The organism is Shewanella sp. NIFS-20-20 (genome assembly GCF_019209865.1).
GTDB lineage: Bacteria > Pseudomonadota > Gammaproteobacteria > Enterobacterales > Shewanellaceae > Shewanella.
The window spans coordinates 20,669-34,218 of record NZ_JAHUTT010000041.1 but is presented as its reverse complement, the minus strand read 5'-3'; the positions used below and the strand labels follow the sequence as shown (position 1 = coordinate 34,218).

General features: G+C 48.9%; 11 protein-coding genes. 6 read left to right on the top strand and 5 right to left on the bottom strand.

What is annotated here, in order from left to right:
* Window positions 1-366 precede the first annotated feature (366 nt).
* From KU855_RS13080 to KU855_RS13070, 3 genes are all read left to right on the top strand, one after another.
* Complete coding sequence (locus tag KU855_RS13080; RefSeq protein WP_218530723.1) at window positions 367-762, top strand: ribosome recycling factor family protein; 396 nt, start codon at window positions 367-369, stop codon at window positions 760-762.
* 450 nt (window positions 763-1,212) lie between these two features.
* Window positions 1,213-1,662: a dCMP deaminase family protein gene (locus tag KU855_RS13075; protein WP_218530722.1), complete on the top strand. Its 450-nt coding sequence runs from the start codon at window positions 1,213-1,215 to the stop codon at window positions 1,660-1,662.
* 150 nt (window positions 1,663-1,812) lie between these two features.
* Window positions 1,813-2,796 (top strand): transposase, encoded by a 984-nt coding sequence (locus KU855_RS13070; protein ID WP_218530721.1) that lies wholly within the window; start codon window positions 1,813-1,815, stop codon window positions 2,794-2,796.
* A 439-nt stretch (window positions 2,797-3,235) separates the two neighbouring features.
* Here KU855_RS13070 and panP read toward each other — a convergent pair whose 3' ends face one another.
* From panP to KU855_RS13045, 5 genes are all read right to left on the bottom strand, one after another.
* Entirely contained in the window at window positions 3,236-5,014 is a 1,779-nt protein-coding gene (gene panP, locus KU855_RS13065; RefSeq protein ID WP_218530720.1) for a pyridoxal-dependent aspartate 1-decarboxylase PanP, read from the bottom strand.
* Between the two features lie 199 nt (window positions 5,015-5,213).
* Window positions 5,214-6,380, bottom strand: coding sequence for a glycerate kinase (locus tag KU855_RS13060; RefSeq protein WP_218530719.1), 1,167 nt, complete (start codon window positions 6,378-6,380; stop codon window positions 5,214-5,216).
* A gap of 84 nt (window positions 6,381-6,464) precedes the next feature.
* Window positions 6,465-7,823, bottom strand: a complete 1,359-nt coding sequence (locus tag KU855_RS13055; RefSeq protein WP_218530718.1) for a GntP family permease — start codon at window positions 7,821-7,823, stop codon at window positions 6,465-6,467.
* Between the two features lie 227 nt (window positions 7,824-8,050).
* Complete coding sequence (locus KU855_RS13050) at window positions 8,051-8,677, bottom strand: uracil-DNA glycosylase family protein (protein WP_218530717.1); 627 nt, start codon at window positions 8,675-8,677, stop codon at window positions 8,051-8,053.
* Window positions 8,664-9,275 (bottom strand): hypothetical protein, encoded by a 612-nt coding sequence (locus KU855_RS13045; protein WP_218530716.1) that lies wholly within the window; start codon window positions 9,273-9,275, stop codon window positions 8,664-8,666. Before KU855_RS13045 ends, KU855_RS13050 begins: the two co-directional genes overlap by 14 nt.
* 248 nt (window positions 9,276-9,523) lie before the next feature.
* On the opposite strand from KU855_RS13045, the gene KU855_RS13040 reads away from it, so the two are divergent.
* From KU855_RS13040 to KU855_RS13030, 3 genes are all read left to right on the top strand, one after another.
* Complete coding sequence (locus KU855_RS13040) at window positions 9,524-11,029, top strand: alkaline phosphatase (protein WP_218530715.1); 1,506 nt, start codon at window positions 9,524-9,526, stop codon at window positions 11,027-11,029.
* A 14-nt stretch (window positions 11,030-11,043) separates the two neighbouring features.
* On the top strand, window positions 11,044-12,660 hold the full coding sequence (locus tag KU855_RS13035) for an alkaline phosphatase (RefSeq protein ID WP_218530714.1): 1,617 nt from the start codon (window positions 11,044-11,046) through the stop codon (window positions 12,658-12,660).
* 68 nt (window positions 12,661-12,728) lie between these two features.
* Window positions 12,729-13,517: a hypothetical protein gene (locus tag KU855_RS13030; protein ID WP_218530713.1), complete on the top strand. Its 789-nt coding sequence runs from the start codon at window positions 12,729-12,731 to the stop codon at window positions 13,515-13,517.
* Window positions 13,518-13,550: the final 33 nt, after the last annotated feature.

Sequence of the window (13,550 nt, the reverse complement as noted above, 5' to 3'; positions counted from 1 at the left end):
TTAGCTAACGTCAAGGCAATGAACAAAGTCATAAGACTAGGTATGCCTGTTAGTTACCGAGTTGAGTAATTAGAGTAAGTGTCATTAGATCAGTACGTTACGTGAACTATTTGATCAACAACGCCCTTGTTGTCTGCTGGTTATCAAGCGCGCGCCTTGGGCAATTATGCTGGCGATGTTAGGGCAATCGCTGTTAGGGCAATATCAGCGCTGGTGGCGGGCTGGCTAATAACACCAGAAATGAGCGCTTTGTTTCAGGTACTCTGCCATTATTTGTGAAATTTAAAATGCTCGATATCATAAACCATCATGGCATAAATACCTGCAACTAAGGCAGGCATACCGAAAATATTCCCAGTGACTTTCATGCATCACAATGAGCCAATTAACATACACTTACCTGCACTTATTCATCGCATAGGCAGGACCTTAGTGAGTGAAGCGCAAACCTTAGCCAAGCAATACGGCTGCCAGCTTAAGCGAGTGAGGCGTTCTCGTCATTGGAGCGCCAATGGCCTGGCAATGGATATTCAATCTTTAGCTCAAGCGTTAAAAGACACCAACCAAGACGCGTTCATTTACCTCACTAACAAGCTAGAAGCTGGGTTAGTACCGCCGGCGGATAAGCTTGAGCCGCTGCCGGTTAAACTCGCGCGGCTCAATAAGGATAACCCCAATATCACGTTACGCGAATTGATAGCCCTTACAGCCTGCACCCAAGCAGAAGCCAGACTTGCCCGTTTTGAGACCGAAATACTGTAATTCCCATACCATTGGTAGCGAGTGATAGTTAGGTTGAGTCAACAATGATGATAAGTTGGCTGATGGTGCTGCTATTTTATTTTTGGCGAAATTATGAGTTTAACTCGATTGCCCATGGAGTTGTAACTGAGGCTTAATCACCATTGAGACTCTTTGTTATTTAGAGCGTATTTCGGCTGGTAAGTCAGTAAGAAAGTATTAGTCATGTTATTGCCAATGATTAGGCCACCTCATTTGACTGCTTCAAGCGATTGAGCATATCAGTTTGCGCAGCCCCTATGGTTTATGATGGCAAAGAATCGCGCTGAACTCGCGCTTGGGCGGCAGGGGCAATGCTCAGGCTAAATAAAGCAAAAACATTAGCCGTGGTTGATTTATAAGAGTTCTGGATAGAAAATAGCGATAAATCCAAATGATGTATTTACCACGATTGCATAGGAAGCTAACAACATGATGAGCAAATGGGCAACACGCTTTTTACAGATGGCCGAGCTCGTTGCATCTTGGAGTAAAGATCCTTCTACCCAAGTTGGCGCAGTGATTACTGAGAATAATCGTATTGTTTCCTTAGGATTTAATGGATACCCCCATGGCGTTTCAGACAGTGCTGATACTGATAACCGTGAGATGAAGTTACTCAAAACTTTGCATGCAGAAGAAAATGCGATTCTTTATGCTAAAAGGGATTTAAGCGGTTGCGACATTTGGGTTACTCACTTTCCTTGCCCAAACTGTGCGGCTAAGATTATTCAAACCGGCATAAGCAGTGTGCATAGTCCACAACCTAGCCCTGACTTTTTATCCCGTTGGGGTGATAAAATCCAAATCAGCCAAGAAATGTTTGACCAAGCGGGCGTCGCTGTCGAATGGTTATCCCGTACATCAGATGACAACAGCTGATAAGCTGCAAAGATACTGACAACAAAGATGATGGCCACCCATATTATGGTTCACATATATTATGGGTGGCTTTGTTAAAAACTAATTGCAAATGGAGGGGCTTGGTCTTTTCTACTATGCTGATGGGTGTTGTTGATGTTGGAGCCTGTTATGCCGCGTCCAAGAAGAACCCAAATCAGTATTGAAGACACGCCTTATTATCACTGCTGTAGCCGCGTTGTCCGCCGCGCATTCTTGTGCGGGGATGATAAATTCTCAGGTAAAAACTACGACCACCGGCGAGATTGGGTGACTGAGCGCATTCAAGTGCTCGCCCAAGTGTTTGCCATTGATGTGGCGGCCTTTGCGGTGATGTCTAATCATTTGCATTTGGTATTGCGAGTCGACATTGATAGCGCCAATGCTTGGAGTGACAAACAAGTGGTCGAGCAATGGCATCAATTGTTTAAAGGGGATGACTTAACGCAAAAGTTTGCCCAAGGCGAGCTGGTGGCTCCTCATGATGTGATACGACTTAAACATGCCATCGCCATATATCGCAGTCGCTTGTGTGATATCTCTTGGTTTATGCGCTGCTTAAACGAACCTATCGCCAGACAAGCCAATCAGGAAGATGGTTGCTCGGGCCGATTCTGGGAGGGCAGGTTTAAATCGCAAGCCTTATTGGATGAAGCAGCAGTACTTGCCTGCATGGCTTATGTGGACTTAAACCCAATAAGGGCAAACGAAGCCGCTACCCCGGAGCAATCAGATTTCACCAGCATTCAACTGCGAATACACGCCGCGCTCAAGGGTGAAGAGTCCCAAGCTTTACTGTCATTTCAAGGCGGTGAGCACGCAGGCCAGCCAATCGGTCTTAATTTTGAGTTCAAGGATTATCTTGAACTCATTGAAGATACGGGCCGAATCATCCGTGATGACAAACGAGGTTCGATACGAGAGGGCAGCAGTCGCGTACTTAATCGTATCAACATGCCAGCAGAGCGCTGGTGTAAACTTATCACCGAATTTGGCAAGCTGTTTCATGGCCCGGTGGGCACTACGCCAGAACTCACACTATTTTGTGAGCATTTACAAAAGCGGCGACGACACTTTGCTAAAAGTTGTCAGTATTTAAGCCCTGACATAATTTAATAAATCCAATGCCCCCAAGATCCTATCTCATTAAGCTATGAGCCAAGAAAGTGTGGCCACTCTTCAGCATGCATCCGTAAATTTGTTCATTTAATCATGACATGTCGCACGAAATTGCGTAAACAATCCCATTAAAACTTCCATTTTGCTCATCATTAAATTATCCCCATTTTTACTTTGTTGGATAAGCCTTAGGCCATTGATTAATAATGGCTGGCTAATTAATAAGACGCTTGGGGTTGGCACAATTAACTCGGCTTATTCAATTTTTCTGAGATAGGGCTTTTGTGCATCTAATTAAAGTGGGTGGCTTTGTAGGCACTGTGCATCTAATTAAAGTGGGTGGCTTTGTAGGCACTGTGCATCTAATTAAAGTGGGTGGCTTTGTAGGCACTAAGAAGTTGCCCACTAAGAAGTTGGCCCACTAAGAAGTTGCTCATTAAAGTTGAGCTAGCACGGCGTTGGCAAGTGTGATTAATCGAGGCATGACGTCTTGCTCGGCGCTGGCGATGTTCGCTTGCTCAATAAGCACGGCATCGATAATCTCCTCTGTGGTCAAGGGATTGGCTAGCACCACCCTAAATACCACGGATTTACGCAGTGGCATTGAGGCGGGGGGGATGCGGGTGCGTGAAACAAACGACTTACCTAATTCACGTTGAGTCTTTTGAATATGCTGGGTTAAGTCATCGAGTAAGAGTTGCAGACGCTCCAAACATTCAACGGGAGTTTGCCCTCCAATCTGCGCAATATTATTAGAATTTATGAGCTTGCCGATAGCTTGCTGAACGATGGCTGGCACATAGCGATAGGTGAGAATGCATAACTCGGGTGCACTAGTCAGTTCAAAATCCGCATTTTGGTTTATCTTGGCGGCAAATGCATGCGCCATTTCTATGCTGCGATTAATTAAGATTTCATAACCTTGTTGGCCAATAATCTGCAGACAAGCATGCACTTGCAGTGCCATGCCCGGGCGGGAGCCTTCGAGAGTCTGGCTGCCTAAATCTTTCGAGCCTTGGCGTAAAATGTATTCGGCATGGTGAACGATAGCATGGCTGGCACTAGGGTCTTTAAATAGCACCATGCCAGCCCCCATGGGCACATACATTTGCTTATGAGCATCGATAGTGACTGAGTCAGCTCGTTCTATTGCTTGTAACAGATGGCGATATTTGCTTGATAATAAACTGGCTCCGCCCCATGCCGCATCAACATGAAAATGACAGTCCAATTCAGTCGCAAGGTCGGCGAGGGCGCTTAAATCATCAATATTGCCCGTTTCTGTGGTGCCAGCCACGCCAACAATGGCCATTACCCGTATGTTTTGACGTTTGAGATCTTCGGCTTGTGCGCGCATGGCCTTGATATCGACTTTATTATGCGCGGTCGTCGCTATGCTAATAATATTGGCTCGCCCAATGCCCAGTAAATCGGCCGCCTTGGCTAATGAATAGTGTCCGCGTTCAGACACTAAGATAGCGATGTCATCAAAGCCATAATGGCGTAATGCGCGAACTAGGCCGTGACGATGAACCCCTAAAAACTCACCGTCAGGCTGAAGTAAGCGATTACGTGCGACCCAGAGCGCAGTGATGTTGGCAATGGTGCCACCGGAACAAAAGGCGCCTAAGGCCGTATTGGCTTGATGCTGAAACGCTTGATAAAAATCTGCATTCCGCTGATAAATCAGGTGATGCATCATGCCTAATACTTGCCGTTCTAGTGGGGTAAAAGCTTTGGACGTTTCGATTTTGACCAGATTTTGATTGAGCGCCACCATGATTTTAGACAAAGGCAGTACAAAATGAGGCAAAGCCGACGTCATATGACCGATAAAACTTGGGGCCGCGGTATGCACTGAATGTGCCACCAAGGTGTGCATGATTTCATCGACATAGTCAGACACAAAGCGGGGAGTCGTGGGAATTTTATGTTGACTAAAGTCTTGTTCGATATCACTTAACGGCTTTTCTAATGCAGCAATGTTATCTCGCAAAAAACCGGCTAAGTCATGGGATAATTTGGCTTCAATCTGGCCTAAGGTTGAATTAGGGGCTTCGGGAACGGTAAACACCTTAAGAATGGCATCCGTAGAGGCAATTGCTATCGAAGCTGGGCTGGTTGTCTGCGGCGCTTGCGCATCAGTGCCCTCTAATGCCGGCAGCAGTCCAGATGAAGACGCAAAGGTAGTTTGGGTACGAGAAGCTGAAGTCATAGACACTCTTATGAAGTGGGACTGGCTGAACCTACTGGCGGTGGGATACTCAAAAAAGAGGCCATCGTTAGCGGTTACAGTAAATTGTTGGCAACTTTACTGTAACCGCCAGCACACATCAAGATCTGGCTCACAAACTTACAAGGGTTCTATTTGGGCTACAGCACGGCAGTAGCGTGAGTGAGCAGGAATCTCATCCTTAGTTGCCGAATCTTTGCCCAAGTTTGATGATTGCCGCTAAATTGGCGGCGGTGCGAATTAAGTTTTGCTCTCCAGTCGCTAATGCCTGCTCAAGTGTGACCGAGGCAGGGACAATCGGAAAGATGGCCTGCATTCCCTGGGCTTTGATTTTATCGGCATCGCTGCCTAAACACCCTGCCAAGGCAATACAAGGGACTTTATAGTCATTGGCGACGTTGAGCACCCCCATGGGCGTTTTACCATAGACAGTTTGACCATCTATTCGACCTTCGCCGGTGATCACTAACGATGCCCCTGCAATGGCGTGCTCTAAATTCACTGCTCGTTTGACTAAATCCACTCCTGGGGCAAGTTTGGCGCCTAATAGACTCACCACAGCAAATCCCATGCCGCCAGCGGCGCCAGCGCCTGCTAATTGGGCTAATCCTTGGGTGGCCGGATATTGACTGGCCACCACCGCAGCGAAATGGGCGAGCGCCTTATCCAATTTTTCAACCATGGCGGGGCTCGCTCCTTTTTGGGGGCCAAAAATATACGAGGCACCGCGTTCACCACATAAGGGATTATCAACATCACAGGCAACATCAATTTGGCAGTCAGCTAGGGCAGGATGAAGGTTGCTCACATCTACGCTAACCAGCTGACTTAAGGCGGCGCCCCCTGCACTTAAGGGCCGTTGATGTTGATCAAGTAAGATAGCGCCAAGGGCTTGCAACATCCCGGCACCGCCATCGTTAGTGGCGCTGCCGCCAAGACCCAAGATGATATGACGCACGCCATGATCGAGCGCATCTTTGATGAGCTCACCAGTGCCAATACTTGAGGTGATATAGGGATTACGACTGGCCATTGGCACTAAATGTATGCCCGAGGCCGAGGCCATTTCTATAATCGCGCGTGGCGCCGAGTGCTGCTCGTTTTGGCCTAAAAGGCCATAGGTCGCCATGATCCGCTCACCAATGGGACCTGTGACCTCAACTTGACGGCGACTGCCAGCGGTAGCATCGACCATGGCGTCGACCGTACCTTCACCACCATCGGCCATCGGCACCTTGATATAGTCTGCCTCGGGGAATACTTGCTTAAAGCCAATTTCAATAGCATTGGCAACCTCAAGCGCGCTGAGACTTTCTTTAAATGAGTCGGGGGCGATAACTATTTTCATTAATTTTCCTGAGCCGATGGCGAGTTATACATGGCTAACTCGCTAACAAAGTGTGGCTTAAGCTAGGCGCTTAAGCCGTCACGATTAGAGTAATAGCAAACTTAACAGATAAACCAAGGCCATGGCGGTCAGCCCTTGTACTAAAGTCGCCATGGTTTGGGCGCGATAGGCTTGTGCGACACTCATGCGGCTAAACTGAGTCACGACCCAAAAGAAGCTATCATTGGCATGAGAAACGGTCATGGCGCCCGCGCCAATGGCCATTACAGTTAATACACGTCCGAGATCTGAGCCTAAACCAATATCCCCAAGCATAGGTGCGACTAAAGCGGAGGTTGCCACTAAAGCAACGGTTGATGACCCCTGGGCCGACTTAAGCGCCGCCGCCACCACAAATGGCATAAAAATACCAATGCCTAAGGCCGATAAACTGGTGCCAAGAAAATCACCAATAGGGGTGGCTTTAATCACAGCACCAAAGGCTCCGCCAGCCCCGGTGATCAGTAAAATTGGGGCTGCTATCACTAAGCCTTGACTAATGCGGTCACTAAATTCTTTTAGTTTGTCGTCACTTTTTAATAGCGCCAGAGATAACATCAGACCAATCATTAAGGCGTTCAGTGGTTGACCCAAAAAGTTAAGCACGTCAAACGCGATGGCGCTGCCAAATGGTTTGGCAGGGAAATTAGCAATCGATCCTAAACAGATCAGTAAAATTGGCGCCAAAATTGGCGCGAAGGCGGCCATGGCTGATGGCAGTTGACCATAGCTTGCTTTTAAGGATTTATATTGATTGGCTTGGCTAATTAACTCCTCGGCGCCCTCGCCATCGGGCTCAACTCCAGCAAAGCGACTCGCCCACCACAATCCTGCCAGCGCTGCCACGGCGGCAATCACTAAGCCGATGGCAATCACTAATCCTAACTGAGACTCTAGACCGAGGTTTCCGGCCGCCGCAATAGGACCCGGCGTTGGCGGTACAAAAGTGTGGGTGGCATATAAGCCGGTAGCGAGGGCAACACTCATCGATACACTGGAGACTTTCATGCGGTTGGCCAGCGATTGCTTCAGAGAGTGCAAGATCACAAAGCCCGAGTCACAAAACACCGGAATAGATACGATATAACCAATGATCGACATGGTGAGATTAGGGAAGCGTTTGCCGAGCACACGGATCACCACATCGGCCAAGGTGATGGCCGCACCGCTTTTTTCTAAAATGGTGCCTATGATGGTGCCTAAAACAATGACCAGACCGATGTAACCTAAAATGCCACCAAAACCTGAAGTAATGGTTTTGGCAATGCTGGCGGCTGGAAGACCAAAGGCAAAAGCAGCTAAAAAGGTGGCAATCAGTAAGGTTAAAAATGGGTGGAGTTTAAGCTTGGCGGTGGCAAACACAATAAAGCCCACCACGGCAATAAGGGTAAGAATGAGGTACATGTGAGATCCTAGCTTGTTATTGTAAGTCCGCTTTGGCGGTTATCGGGCTCATTATTACTGAAACCCAGCTTGGATACTTTGGCCAAGGCCACTTATCGGTAAGATTAATAAGGCAAATAGTTGTGCCATCGCACAAAATCGATAAGGCCTTGATAGGCGAATCACCCTGTGAGTCAATTTGGCTTAACCCTTGTGTGACTTCGCCTTGATACATCGCGCCGCGTTGATTAGCCCGTCAGTAGGTGGCGAACGCGTGACTGCAGGCTTGGGATGACAAGGTGTTCAAAATCAGGATGACGCTTTAGCCACAGGTTGTTTCTTGGACTTGGGTGAGGCAGCACTATGTGCCGAGGCCACCACCTTTGCCATTGGCTTACCGCTTGGGTGACACTGAGTTTAGGCGTGCGACCTAAGTGATAATCAATAGCAAACTGCCCGAGAATAATGGTGAGTTCAACCTTATCGAGTAAGGGCAGGAGCTGTGGGTGCCACCGCTGTTGGCATTCGGGTCTTGGCGGGCAATCACCGTGTTTTTTTCCATGGTTGATTAGGGTGCCGGGATAACAAAAGCCCATGGGCACGATGGCAAATAGATTGGGGTCATAGAAGCTGGCTCTAGACACCCCAAGCCAACGCCGGAGGCGATCGCCACTGGCATCATCAAAGGGTATGCTGCGCTGATGGGTAACTCGCCCCGGCGCTTGGCCTGCGATCAAGATTTTAGCCTGGCCACTGGCTTGTAATATGGGGCGTGCAGGCAAAGGCAAATGAGACTGACACTGGCTGCATTGACGTATTTCATCGAGCAAGTGGGTCAGTGGCTTGCTAGCGGCCCGCGATTTATCCGCCGACATTGGCAAGAATAAGATGACTTATTTGCCACAACCAGATGCTAAAAATCGTGGTGGCGGGGATTAATATGGCTAACGCGATCAATCGAGCCCAATGCTGGGTTGCGAACCATATACTGACGCTGGCAGCTATCATGGCAAATACGCCAATGGGGGCAATCATCAGTGCCAATAGCATAAAAAGCAGCGCACCAAAGCTCAAAATATAGCTACTGTGGGGGCCAGTTGCTTTGGCATTGTGACGTAAGCTCAGCGGGATTAGTGCGAGCGCGATGGCAATGAAGGTCATGCCAAGGTTTAAACTCAAACCATTAAAGCCTTGGGTATCACTTAAGGTCATAATGATGGCGATAACCGGCGCCAATAAGGCAATTAATACGTGGCCAATGGCAAATTTAGGCCGGCTATAGGCGCCTGAAAAATAAAACAGGGCTTGCAAACATAGGTTCAGTAGGCACAGGCTTCCTAGCCCTAAGATCACCAACATTGATGTTCTAGCACCACCGAGATCAAATGCCATGGCCGGTAACGGCAAAGCCAGCAGTAGGCTGGTGATGGCGACGCAAGAGAGACGGGAAGAATGATTTATTGCTTGGCGCATGTGATAGCTCCATAAAAAAGTTGTGCCTACCATGGGTGAAACTTTGATTTGAATCAAGTGTTAGCATCTGCTTTTTCAGGGAATTTGAATTTGGTCACAGGCCTAAAACGTCATCATTTTACGCTGGCTGTGGCCAGAGGTTCGCGCAGTGACATAAAACCGCCATATAACTTACGCATGTTCGTCATCTTTGCCATCAACAATTGACCACCGATTTTGGGCAGTATTTTGTTGATTTTTAAAAGGTGATGAATGTGATCAAACTAAGAACGATAGCCGCAGCCTTGTCCTGCAGTATGGTAACGCTAACCGTCTATGCCAGCGTGTTGCCAGCCAACCAAACCAATAGCCAATGGTTTAAAGACGGTGCCGCCAATGTGGTTAATAAAAGCCAATTGACCACAGGGGAACACGCTAAAAATGTCATCTTATTTGTGGGGGATGGTATGGGCATTTCGACCTTAACCGCGGCGCGGATTTTACAAGGTCAGCAGCACGCCGGTCACCAAGGGGGCGAAGAAAACGTATTGAGTTTTGAGCATTTCCCTTACACCGCCTTGGTCAAAACCTATACCACCAATCAACAAACCCCAGACTCTGCTGGCACCATGACAGCCATGGCAACTGGGGTGAAAACCAAAGCGGGGATTATTGCTATTGCCGACACGAGCCTTCGAGGAAATTGTTTGTCGTCCCAAGGCAATGAGTTAATCAGTCTCGTGGATCTCGCGAACGCCAAAGGGTTAGCAACTGGGGTCGTGTCGACGGCGCGATTGACACATACAACTCCCGCGGCGGCCTATGCTAAGTCACCTGAGCGTAATTGGGAGGCGGATAGCAATTTACCGGCAGAGGCCATTGCTAATGGCTGTAAAGATATTGCTAGTCAATTGGTTGAACGTAGCAGTGACAATGGTTTAAGTGTTGCCCTAGGCGGTGGTCGCAGTTATTTTTTACCAAAAGAGGTAATCGATGGCGAAGGTAAAGCCGGTAAGCGTAACGACGGAAAAGATTTAACCCAGACTTGGCTAAACAGCTACACCAATGCGGCATATGTATGGGATAAATCGGGTTTTGATGCCATTGACTCTAGCACCACCGATCATCTGTTGGGCTTGTTTAATCCCTCGCACATGCAATATGAAATTGATAGAGCGAATGATCGTGGTGGAGAGCCATCGTTAACCGAAATGACCACGAAGGCCATAGAAATACTGAAGAAAAATCCAAACGGTTATTTGTTGATTGTCGAATCAGGCCGCATCGATCATGGGCATCATGCGGGTAATGCTCATCGCGCCTTAACCGATACAGTTGAGCTATCCAGTGCCGTGCAAGCTGCCGTTGCTGGCACCCGCAGCGAAGACACCTTAATTATGGTCACGGCCGACCACAGCCATGTGTTCACTATTGCAGGTTATCCACAGCGAGGTAACCCCATGTTAGGCCTCGTTCACTCTATAGGTGGCGAGTTAGCACTCGCTAGTGATGGCAAACCATACACCACTTTAGCCTATAGCAATGGGCCTGGCGCCGTGGTTGGCGTTCGCGATGATTTATCGTCAGTTGACACGACCGATAAAGATTTTATGCAGCAAGCCTTGATCCCCATGAGCAGTGAAACCCACGCCGGTGAAGACATCAGTCTGCATGCTTTAGGCCCCGGTGCGCACTTAGCCCAAGGGGTTATCGAGCAAAACGTGATCTTCCATATTATCAATCAAGTGCAGCAGCTTGGTGGCACAAAATATTAAGGTTGGAGCATAAAATGACAAAGCAAATACTGGTAATCACCTTGGCTGCAATATTGGCACTGATGGGGTGTGAGGGTGACAATGGTGCCGATGGTGCAAATGGCACAAATGGTTCAAATGGCGTAGATGGTCAAGATTGGAGCGCGGTGAATCAATGGTATATCGATGGTCAGGCACGAGTGGCTAAAGCCGATACCTTGACGGTAAATAACCAAGCGGGCGCGGCTAAAAACATCATTTTATTTGTTGGGGATGGCATGGGGGTATCAACCGTTACCGCTGGCCGTATTCTTGATGGCCAATTACGAGGGCACAGTGGCGAAGAAAACTCGCTGTCATTTGAAACCTTGCCTTATGTTGGTCTCGCTAAAACCTACAATGTTGACGGTCAAACGCCCGATTCGGCGGGCACCATGACCGCCATGATGACCGGAGTGAAAACCGATGTTGGCGTGATCAGCCAAGGGGAAGGGGTGGTTCGCGGCAATTGCGCCTCGGCCCAAGGTCAACATTTGGTGACGTCGCTGGAATTAGCCGCGATGGCAGGCATGGCAACCGGCGTGGTTTCGACCGCGCGAATTACTCATGCCACCCCAGCGGCGACGTTTGCTCATGTCCCCGATCGCAATTGGGAAGCCGATTCGAACTTGCCTAGTGAAGCCATCAGCCATGGTTGTGAAGACATTGCGGCGCAATTATTAGCATTTAATGGCGGACAGGGCATCAATGTGGTGATGGGGGGCGGTCGGCGTAACTTTATTCCGACATCGATGATTGATCCTGAAGGCAAGTCGGGCAAACGTCGAGATGGCCGAGATTTAACCGCGGAATGGTTAGCCAAATATCCTAATGCGGCGTATGTGCAAGACCGAGATGCTTTTGTGGCGGTGGATAGCCAGCGCACTGATCATTTGTTGGGATTGTTTAATTCGTCACACATGAAATATGACTATGACCGTACGACTGCCGGGGTTGCTGGTGAGCCATCGTTGGCCGAAATGACCGCTAAATCTATCGATATGCTAAGTAAAAATGAGAATGGATTTGTGTTGATTGTTGAGGCAGGCGGTATTGATCATGCGCATCATGCTGGCAACGCGGCCAGAGCCTTGTACGACACCTTGGCCTTGTCTGACGCGGTTAGAGTGGCGATGGAAAAAACCTCAGCCAATGATACCTTGCTCATAGTGACCGCCGATCATAGCCATGTGTTTACCATTGCGGGCTATCCCACCCGCGGCAACCCGATATTAGGTTTAGTCAAAAGCAATGATGCCAATGGGGTCGCGGCTGTGACTAACGCCACTGATGCAAATGGATTGCCATATACGACCGTCGGTTATGCCAACGGCGCTGGCTTTGCGTCGTTCGCCACCGGGGGGGATGAACGCTATAACTTTGCCATTGACGCGGGCAGAAAGGACCTCAACTATGTTGATGTGCAACATGTGGGTTTTCATCAAGAAGCGCTGATCCCACTGAGCAGTGAAACCCATGCTGGTGAAGATGTGGCAATTTTTGCGGGGGGCCCTGGTGCACATCTGGTTCAAGGTACTGTCGAGCAAAGCGAGATTTTTCATGTGATCAATCATGCTGCCAACTTGGTGGGCAAGGCCGAAGCCGCACAATAACCCATACCCATTGCCAGCGATCCCACCAGCCTAAGCTGATATGGGATCGCTTTAATGAGAGAAAGCTTATGAAATTATATGGAATATGGTTGCTGGGGCTGAGCTGTGCGCCTCTGGCGGTTATGGCGCAATCTGTCGCCGACTTTGGAGACGCACCGTTGAGTGCGAGCCATAACGAATGCCCATTTGCGCCATGGTCTGCCGAGTCCAGCTTTGATAGCCAGCACCTAAGTGCGAGCTATGTCGTGACCGATGCACAGGGTTCTCGCTTTACCATGCAGTTGCACCGCAATCAGCAACAACTACTGATAGAGCGTTCAGCAACGACGTTTGAAGGCTGGCACCATGGCGAGTATGTCCGTTACTTTCCGAGCGAACGCCGTTCGGTGACCTATCAGCGAGGGGATTTGCTGGCACTTGGCCAACATGTTGATTTAAAGCAACTGTATCATGTGGTGTCACCCAGCGTACTTAGCCAGCTAAGCCTGAGTGCTCAGCACCAAGGCAATAGCCCTTGTGTTGCCAGTGCGACATATCGAGGGGAATATCAAGGGCAACAGCTGATGGTTGATTGGCTGGAGCCATGGGCTTTACCGCGCGAGATGGTGATGACCAACGCTGAACACGCCGTGGTGCACTTGCAGTTACAGGCGTTGACGCCCCTCAGTGAACAGGACTTTGTACACATGACCCAAGGTTATGAGGATATTGATTTTGCTGATGTTGGTGACAATGAGGCGGATCCGTTTATTGCAACGATGATCCATCAAGGCTATATCCAGCATGGCCGTTCAGGGTTTTATCACAGTTTCGAACGTGGTCAAGCGGACGCCGTGAGGGATGAGCATCAACACTAAACACGAGCCGCTAGCACTCGCCATGGCATGAGC

Bases quoted from the DNA above. Each gene is read 5' to 3' on its own strand.
- KU855_RS13070 (WP_218530721.1), top strand. From the start codon at position 1,813: ATGCCGCGTCCAAGAAGAACCCAAATCAGTATTGAAGACACGCCTTAT.
- KU855_RS13035 (WP_218530714.1), top strand. From the start codon at position 11,044: ATGACAAAGCAAATACTGGTAATCACCTTGGCTGCAATATTGGCACTG.
- KU855_RS13080 (WP_218530723.1), top strand. From the start codon at position 367: ATGCATCACAATGAGCCAATTAACATACACTTACCTGCACTTATTCAT.
- KU855_RS13050 (WP_218530717.1), bottom strand. From the start codon at position 8,677: ATGTCGGCGGATAAATCGCGGGCCGCTAGCAAGCCACTGACCCACTTG.
- KU855_RS13075 (WP_218530722.1), top strand. From the start codon at position 1,213: ATGATGAGCAAATGGGCAACACGCTTTTTACAGATGGCCGAGCTCGTT.
- KU855_RS13060 (WP_218530719.1), bottom strand. From the start codon at position 6,380: ATGAAAATAGTTATCGCCCCCGACTCATTTAAAGAAAGTCTCAGCGCG.
- KU855_RS13055 (WP_218530718.1), bottom strand. From the start codon at position 7,823: ATGTACCTCATTCTTACCCTTATTGCCGTGGTGGGCTTTATTGTGTTT.
- KU855_RS13030 (WP_218530713.1), top strand. From the start codon at position 12,729: ATGAAATTATATGGAATATGGTTGCTGGGGCTGAGCTGTGCGCCTCTG.
- panP (WP_218530720.1), bottom strand. From the start codon at position 5,014: ATGACTTCAGCTTCTCGTACCCAAACTACCTTTGCGTCTTCATCTGGA.
- KU855_RS13045 (WP_218530716.1), bottom strand. From the start codon at position 9,275: ATGCGCCAAGCAATAAATCATTCTTCCCGTCTCTCTTGCGTCGCCATC.
- KU855_RS13040 (WP_218530715.1), top strand. From the start codon at position 9,524: ATGAATGTGATCAAACTAAGAACGATAGCCGCAGCCTTGTCCTGCAGT.